Here is a 6,543-nt window from a genome sequence, read left to right on the forward strand (position 1 = left end):
TGACACCTCCCCGTACCGGTCGACGCGCCGTGCCGCGCCCCGGGGGCGGGACCGACGCCGGCCCCGGTTCGCCCCGGCTGGCACTCGCACGGACAGAGTGCCAGGCCAGCATACGCGAAGCAGCCCGTCCTCCTCCCCCGCTCGCAGGCTCGCGGCGAGCCCCCGGACGGGGCCGCACGGGCGGGGGGACGGCGCCGTTCCGACGGCTAGGCTGGTGACGGTCGGTGCCCCGGGCGGGGGCGGAGAGCGGAGGTCGGTCCCCTGATCTTCAAAGGCGTGCGCAACGGGCGCCCCTATCCCGACCACGGCCTGTCCACCCGCGACTGGGCGATGATCCCACCCCGGCAGGTGCGGCTGGACACCCTGACCACGACCAAGCGGGAGCTGGCGCTCGACGCCCTGCTGGCCGACGACTCCACCTTCTACGGCGACCTCTTCCCCCACGCGGTGCAGTGGCACGGGGAGCTGTACCTGGAGGACGGGCTGCACCGGGCGCTCCGGGCGGCGCTGCAGCAGCGCACCGTCATCCACGTGCGGGTGCTCGACCTCGACGCGCTCACCCCCGTGCAGACGCCGGACGGCCCGAGCACGGCGTCGCTCCCGGCGCAGCCACCGGTGCCCGGGCCGCGCGACGGCTGACCTAGAGCCAGCCCTTCTCCTCCGCGACGCGGGCCGCCTCCACCCGGGTGCGGGCGCCGGTCTTCCCGATCGCCGACGACAGGTAGTTGCGCACGGTGCCCTCCGACAGGAAGAGCCGGCCGGCGATGTCCGCGACGGTCGCCCCGTCCGCGGCGGCGCGCAGCACGTCGGCCTCCCGCGCCGACAGCGGCGTGGCCCCGATGGCCAGGGCGGCGGCCGCCAGGTCGCGGTCGATGACCCGCTCACCGGCCATCACCGCCCGGATGCCCTGGGCCAGCTCGCTCACGGGCGCGTCCTTGACCAGGAACCCGGCGGCGCCGACCTCCATGGCGCGGCGCAGGAACCCCGGCCGCCCGAACGTGGTCAGGATGACCGCCCGGCACCCGGGCAGCGCCGTCGCCAGCTCCTGGGCCGCTGCGAGGCCGTCGGCGCCGGGCATCTCGATGTCCAGCAGGGCGACGTCGGGGCGGTGCTCGACAGCGGCCGCCGTCACGGCGTCGCCCCGGCCCACCTCCGCCACCACCTCGATGTCGTCCTCGAGCTCCAGGAGCGCGCGCAGCGCCCCGCGGACCATCGTCTGGTCCTCGGCGATGAGCACCCGGATCACGACGCCGCCACGGGCGAGGCGCGGACCGCGCTGCTGAGCGGCACCGAGGCGGTGAGCCGGAACCCGCGGCCGTCGACCGGCCCGTGCGTCAGCCGGCCCCCCACCGCGGCCACCCGCTCGGCCAGCCCGCACAGGCCGGCGCCGGCGGGCGCGTCCCCGCCCCGGCCGTCGTCGGTCACGCTCAGCTCCACGTCCTCGTCCGTCTCCGCGAGGCTCACCGTGACCGACCGGGCGGCGCTGTGCCGGAGCACGTTCGTGGTGGCCTCCCGCACCACCCAGCCGAGCACCGCGTCGACCGGCGCGGGCAGCGGTCGGCCCGGAGCCGGTGCCCGCAGCGCGATGCCCGCGGCCGAGAGCGCCGAGCGGGCCTCGGCCAGCGCCTGGGCGAGGCTCACCTGGCGGTAGCCGCTGACCGCGTCGCGGACCTCGGCGAGCGCCCGGCGCGCGGCGGCCTCGACGTCGGCCATCTCCCGGCGGGCGCGCACCGGGTCGCGCTCGGCCAGCCGGCCGGCGAGCTCGCTCTTGAGCGCGATCAGCGACAGGCTGTGCCCGAGCAGGTCGTGCAGGTCGCGGGCGAACCGCAGCCGCTCCTCGGTGACGGCGTTGCGGGCCAGCTCCTCGCGCGCCTCCACCAGCTCGGCGTTGACGCTCATCAGCTGCCGCATCCCCCGCAGGGCGAACGCGGTGAGCAGGCAGATCACCGGCAGGATGAAGACGTCGCCGAGGACGCCGTGGGCGGCCAGCACCCCGGCGCACACCGCGGCCGCGCCGACGACCGCCGGCCACACCCACCGCGCGGGCAGGGCCACCGACGCCGCCGCCGAGACGTAGATCATCAACCCGGCCCACGCGGGGCCCAGCCAGACGGCCAGCCCGACCCCCAGGACGGCGACGACCACGAGCTGCACGCGGGGCCAGTCCCGGCGGCTCCCGAAGACCTCGCCGAAGACGCCGAGGTAGACGACGGTGAAGGCGACGAGGGCGACGGCCGCCACCACCTGCACCGCCACGGGCCGCGGCGTGCTGACCAGGTCCGCGATCGGGAAGGCCTGGAACAGCAGCCACGGCACGGCCCAGCCCAGGCGCTGCCAGCGGCTCGGGGCGTCCACGACGGGCACGGTAGCGGTCGGCTCAGCCCGCGACCGCGTGCAGCGGCCGGGCGCGGGCGACGGACACCGCGAGGGCCCCGAAGGCGGCGGTGTACCCGGCGATCGCCAGCACGGCGACCGCCGACGGCCACCCACCGGCGACCACGTCGCGGCCGAGCTCGGCGTACCAGTACGAGGGCAGGCTGTACGCCAGGCCGCGCATCGCCTCGGGCAGCATCTCCACCGGCCACCACAGCCCGCCCAGCGCCGCCAGCACCACGCCCAGGATGCCGATGGCGCCACCGGCCGCCTTCTCGTCCAGCGACAGCCCGACCAGGATGCCGAGGGCCACGAACGCCGCCGACCCGGCCCACAGCACGGCGAGGAGCGCCAGCCACGTGCCGGCCGGCAGCTGCACCCCGTTGACGAACCGCCCGACCAGCGCGACGACCAGCAGGCTCGGCAGGGTCAGCAGCACCCCGACGGCGACGTCGACGGCGAACACCTGGGTCTGCGGCACGGGGGTCACCCGGAGCTGGCGGAGCCAGCCCGAGGCGCGGTCGAACGAGATGCGGATGGTCGCGCCTAGGGACGCCCCGATGGCCCCGTAGGCCATCATCGAGACCATGATCGCGGCGGCGGCCTCCTGCTGCGCCGCCGCACCGGTCATCTGCCCCCCGATGATCCTGGTCAGGAAGATCGTGAACAGCGCGGGCAGCAGCACGGTGAAGAAGAGGAACTGCTTGTTGCGCCCCACGCGGCGCAGCTGGAAGGCGAACAGCGGGCTCATCGGGCGGCTCCGATCGTGCTCGGCCGGCGGGTGGGGATCAGCGAGAGGACGGCGTCCTCGAGGGACGCGCCGCGCACCTCGAGGTCGGGCAGGCCGCCGTCGGCCAGCAACGCCCGCAGGGTGGCGTCGACGTCGGTGGTCGCCAGCCGCACCGTGCTCCCCTGCCAGGTCACCGCGGTGACCCCCGGAACGGCGTCGAACCGCCGCTCCGGAGCGGCCGTGAAGGAGACGGTGCGCCCGCCGACCCCGGCCTTGACCTCCGCGGCGGTGCCGTCGGCGACCACCCGCCCGCCGGCGACCACGACCACCCGGTCGGCGACCGCGTCGGCCTCGTCGAGGTGGTGGGTGGCGAAGACGACGGTGTGCCCGCGGCCGGCCAGGCCGCGCATCGTCGTCCAGAACGCACGGCGCGCCTCGACGTCCATGGCGGAGGTGGGCTCGTCGAGCAGCAGCAGTGGCGGTGCGCCGGCGAGGGCCAGGGCCAGGAGGACGCGCTGGCGCTGACCACCGGAGAGCGCCTCCACCGGCCGGTCGAGCAGCCCGTCGATGCCCGCGGTGACCACGAGGTCGTCCAGCGGCCACGCCGTCGGGAAACTGCGGCGCACCAGGTGGAGCACCTCGCCGACCCGGGCCTCGCTGGGCAGCCCGCCGTGCTGCAGCATCGCGCCGACGCTGCCGGCCCGGACGGCGTCGCTCGGGCTGCGGCCGAGCACGCGCATCTCCCCGGCCGTCGGGGTCAGCAGGCCCAGCACGGCGTTGACGACGGTCGATTTGCCGGCGCCGTTGGGCCCGAGCAGGGCGACGGTCTGGCCGCACGGGATGGTGAGGTCGAGGTCGTCGACGGCGACCGCGTCGCCGTAGCGGACGGTCAGCCCGCGGATGTCGAGAGCGGGTGCGGGAGGCATGCGACGAGCCTGCTCCCGCGGGGCCGGAGCGCAGTAGTGCCGGACGTCGCCGGTCGCGCCTGACATCCGTCAGACGCGACCGGCGCACCCGGTCAGGCGGCGGGCGTGCAGGCCACGCAGGTCCGGGCGAACGGGCGCAGCTCGAGCCGCTCCTCGGGGATGGCGGTACCGCAGCCGGTGCAGCGTCCGTAGCTGCCGTCGTCGAGGCGGGCGAGCGCGGCGTCGATCTCCTCGATGGTGCGCTGCAGGTCGGCGCTGCGGCGCTGGGCGACCGGGTCGGGCACCGAGGTGGCGCACTCGGCGAGCGCCTCCTCGCGCTGCTGCGCGCAGTCGGCGCGCTGCTCCTCCAGGAGGGCGCGGAAGCGGTTCGCCGAGGCGGCGGTCGTGCTGTCGATGCTGGCAGACATGCGGGGATCTCCTTCTCGGGGCAACGCGGGAAGACGCGGTCACCGGTCGGTGGCGCGTCGGGAGTGGTGCGGGGACTCCGGGACGGAGTCAGGAGCGACGCGGCGGGGCCCGGTCCTGGCTGCGGCGGAGGACGTCGAGGCCACGCAGCCCGCGGGCACGGCGGTTCATCGCGAGGGCGAGCCGGGCACCGCCGGACAGGGCGAACGGTGGGGCCGCCGCTGGGCGCACTCCTGGCACGGTCACGACCGACCACCCCCTCCGAACACCCGGCCCCGTTGCCGGAACGGGGACCATAGCCCACGACGGCCGGACCAATCTCGCCCTTTCGGATGAACCGAGCCACCCTCGGTCGTGTTCCGAAGCTCGTCCCGAGCGTGTGAGGGACGGGGACGGGTCCTCTGTCAGTCGGTGAGGTCGCGGACCACCGCGTCGGCGAGCAGGCGGCCCCTGTCGGTGAGGACGGCCCGCCCGTTCGCGTGCGCCAGCGGGTCCAGGAGACCGCTTGCGACCGCCTCGGCCGCCCGCGCACGCCCGGTGCCGGTGAGCGCGGTCAGCGGCAGTCCGGCGCGCAGCCGCAACCCGAGCATCACCGCCTCCAGTGCGCGGTCGTCGTCGTCGAGCAGCTCGGCGTCCTGCGCCGGGCTCTCGCCGCGGGCCAGCCGGTCGGCGTAGGCCGCGGGGTGCTTCACGTTCCACCAGCGGACGCCGCCGACGTGGCTGTGCGCGCCCGGCCCGATCCCCCACCAGTTCGCGTTGGCCCAGTACAGCTCGTTGTGCCGGCAGCGGGCGGCGTCGGCGGTGGCCCAGTTCGACACCTCGTACCACTCGAAGCCGGCCGTGCGCAGCGTCGCGTCGGCCTGCTCGTAGCGGTCGGCGAGGACGTCGTCGTCGGGCATGGGCAGCTCGCCCCGCTTGACCCGCCGGGCCAGCTTGGTGCCCTCCTCGACGATCAGCGCGTAGGCGCTGACGTGGTCGACCGGCGAGGCGAGGACCGCGTCGAGGGAGGCGGCCCAGTCGGCGTCGGTCTCCCCGGGCGTGCCGTAGATCAGGTCCAGGTTGACGTGCTCGAACCCCGCCGCGCGGGCCTCGTGCGCCGCCTCGACGGCGCGGCCGGGGGTGTGCCGGCGGTCCAGCGCGGCGAGCACGTGCGGCGCCGCCGACTGCATGCCGAGGCTGACCCGCGTGAAGCCGGCCTCGCGCAGCCGGGCCAGCGAGGCGGGCGAGACGGTCTCGGGGTTGGCCTCCGTGGTGACCTCGACGTCGTCGGCGAACGGGAAGAGCCCGCGGGCGGCCTCGAGCACGGCGGCGAGGTCGTCGGCCGGCAGCAGCGTCGGCGTGCCGCCGCCGACGAAGACCGTGGAGACGGTCGGCAGGTCCGGGCCCAGGGTCCGGACGGCGCGCTCCAGCTCGGCGATCGCGGTGCCCGCGTACTCGCTGCGGGTGGCGCCGGGGCCGAGCTCGTCGGAGGTGTAGGTGTTGAAGTCGCAGTAGCCGCAGCGGGTCGCGCAGAACGGGACGTGCACGTACAGGCCGAACGGCGTCGTCGTGAGCTCCGCGCGGGCGCTGCCGGGGAGCCGGTCGGGGCCGGGGGACCCGGGCGGCAGGCCGGCGTCGTCGATCAGCGGCAGGACGGTGTTCATCTGCTCCCAGTGTGCCGCGCCGGGCCACCCGGGCGGCAGGATGCCGGACGTGACCTCCGACCGAGTGCTGCAGGTGTCCGTCTCGCGCGGCGTCGCCACCCTGACGCTGGACTCCCCCACCAACCGCAACGCGCTGTCGCGGGCGATGCGGGCGGAGCTGCGCGCGGCGCTGGCCGATGCCCTGGCCGACGACGCGGTGCGGGTGGTCGTGCTCGACCACACCGGCCGGGTGTTCTGCTCGGGGATGGATCTCTCCGAGGCGGCCGGCGGTTCCTCGGAGAGCCAGGGCGTGCGCGAGTTCCCGGAGCTGTTGGAGCTGGTGTGGTCCTCACCCAAGCCCGTGGTGGCGGTGGTGGGGGGGGGGGGGGGGGGGGGGGGGGGGGGGGGGGGGGGGGGGGGGGGGGGGGGGGTGGGGGGGGGGGGGGCGGGGGTGGGGTGGTCGTTGTGTCGTCTGGGGAGGGAGCCG

The 6,543-nt window shown here is 76.1% G+C and carries 9 protein-coding genes; 2 read left to right on the forward strand and 7 right to left on the reverse strand.

The window, feature by feature from the left end; genetic code table 11:
* The first annotated feature begins 264 nt into the window (after positions 1 to 264).
* The gene (locus ACI8AG_RS18710; protein WP_456598217.1) at positions 265 to 639 is read left to right on the forward strand and encodes a type II toxin-antitoxin system VapB family antitoxin; all 375 of its coding nucleotides are present in this window, start codon (positions 265 to 267) and stop codon (positions 637 to 639) included.
* Position 640: 1 nt separating this feature from the next.
* On the opposite strand, the gene ACI8AG_RS18715 is transcribed toward ACI8AG_RS18710, so the two are convergent.
* The 7 genes from ACI8AG_RS18715 to hemW all read right to left on the reverse strand — a co-directional run bounded on the left by ACI8AG_RS18715 (position 641) and on the right by hemW (position 6,077).
* Positions 641 to 1,246, reverse strand: a complete 606-nt coding sequence (locus tag ACI8AG_RS18715) for a response regulator (protein ID WP_456598210.1) — start codon at positions 1,244 to 1,246, stop codon at positions 641 to 643.
* Complete coding sequence (locus tag ACI8AG_RS18720; RefSeq protein WP_456598211.1) at positions 1,243 to 2,355, reverse strand: sensor histidine kinase; 1,113 nt, start codon at positions 2,353 to 2,355, stop codon at positions 1,243 to 1,245. The genes ACI8AG_RS18715 and ACI8AG_RS18720 overlap by 4 nt, the downstream gene beginning before the upstream one ends.
* 22 nt (positions 2,356 to 2,377) lie before the next feature.
* Positions 2,378 to 3,124: an ABC transporter permease gene (locus tag ACI8AG_RS18725; RefSeq protein ID WP_456598212.1), complete on the reverse strand. Its 747-nt coding sequence runs from the start codon at positions 3,122 to 3,124 to the stop codon at positions 2,378 to 2,380.
* A complete protein-coding gene (locus ACI8AG_RS18730; protein WP_456598213.1) occupies positions 3,121 to 4,029 on the reverse strand; it encodes an ATP-binding cassette domain-containing protein in 909 nt (302 codons plus the stop codon). The genes ACI8AG_RS18725 and ACI8AG_RS18730 overlap by 4 nt, the downstream gene beginning before the upstream one ends.
* A 92-nt stretch (positions 4,030 to 4,121) precedes the next feature.
* A complete protein-coding gene (locus ACI8AG_RS18735) occupies positions 4,122 to 4,436 on the reverse strand; it encodes a TraR/DksA family transcriptional regulator (protein ID WP_456598214.1) in 315 nt (104 codons plus the stop codon).
* An 88-nt stretch (positions 4,437 to 4,524) separates the two neighbouring features.
* A complete protein-coding gene (locus ACI8AG_RS18740) occupies positions 4,525 to 4,680 on the reverse strand; it encodes a hypothetical protein (RefSeq protein ID WP_456591240.1) in 156 nt (51 codons plus the stop codon).
* 158 nt (positions 4,681 to 4,838) lie between these two features.
* Complete coding sequence (hemW, locus tag ACI8AG_RS18745; protein ID WP_456598215.1) at positions 4,839 to 6,077, reverse strand: radical SAM family heme chaperone HemW; 1,239 nt, start codon at positions 6,075 to 6,077, stop codon at positions 4,839 to 4,841.
* Positions 6,078 to 6,117: 40 nt separating this feature from the next.
* Between hemW and ACI8AG_RS18750 the strand changes: the two genes are divergently transcribed.
* Positions 6,118 to 6,543: enoyl-CoA hydratase-related protein (locus ACI8AG_RS18750; RefSeq protein WP_456598216.1), on the forward strand; the 426-nt coding region annotated here is incomplete at its 3' end.

Source organism: Blastococcus sp. SYSU DS0552 (assembly GCF_054050815.1).

What these genes read in the sequence shown, in the direction of transcription:
- hemW (WP_456598215.1), bottom strand. Translation starts at nt 6,077, where the DNA reads ATGAACACCGTCCTGCCGCTGATCGACGACGCCGGCCTGCCGCCCGGG.
- ACI8AG_RS18725 (WP_456598212.1), bottom strand. Translation starts at nt 3,124, where the DNA reads ATGAGCCCGCTGTTCGCCTTCCAGCTGCGCCGCGTGGGGCGCAACAAG.
- ACI8AG_RS18730 (WP_456598213.1), bottom strand. Translation starts at nt 4,029, where the DNA reads ATGCCTCCCGCACCCGCTCTCGACATCCGCGGGCTGACCGTCCGCTAC.
- ACI8AG_RS18735 (WP_456598214.1), bottom strand. Translation starts at nt 4,436, where the DNA reads ATGTCTGCCAGCATCGACAGCACGACCGCCGCCTCGGCGAACCGCTTC.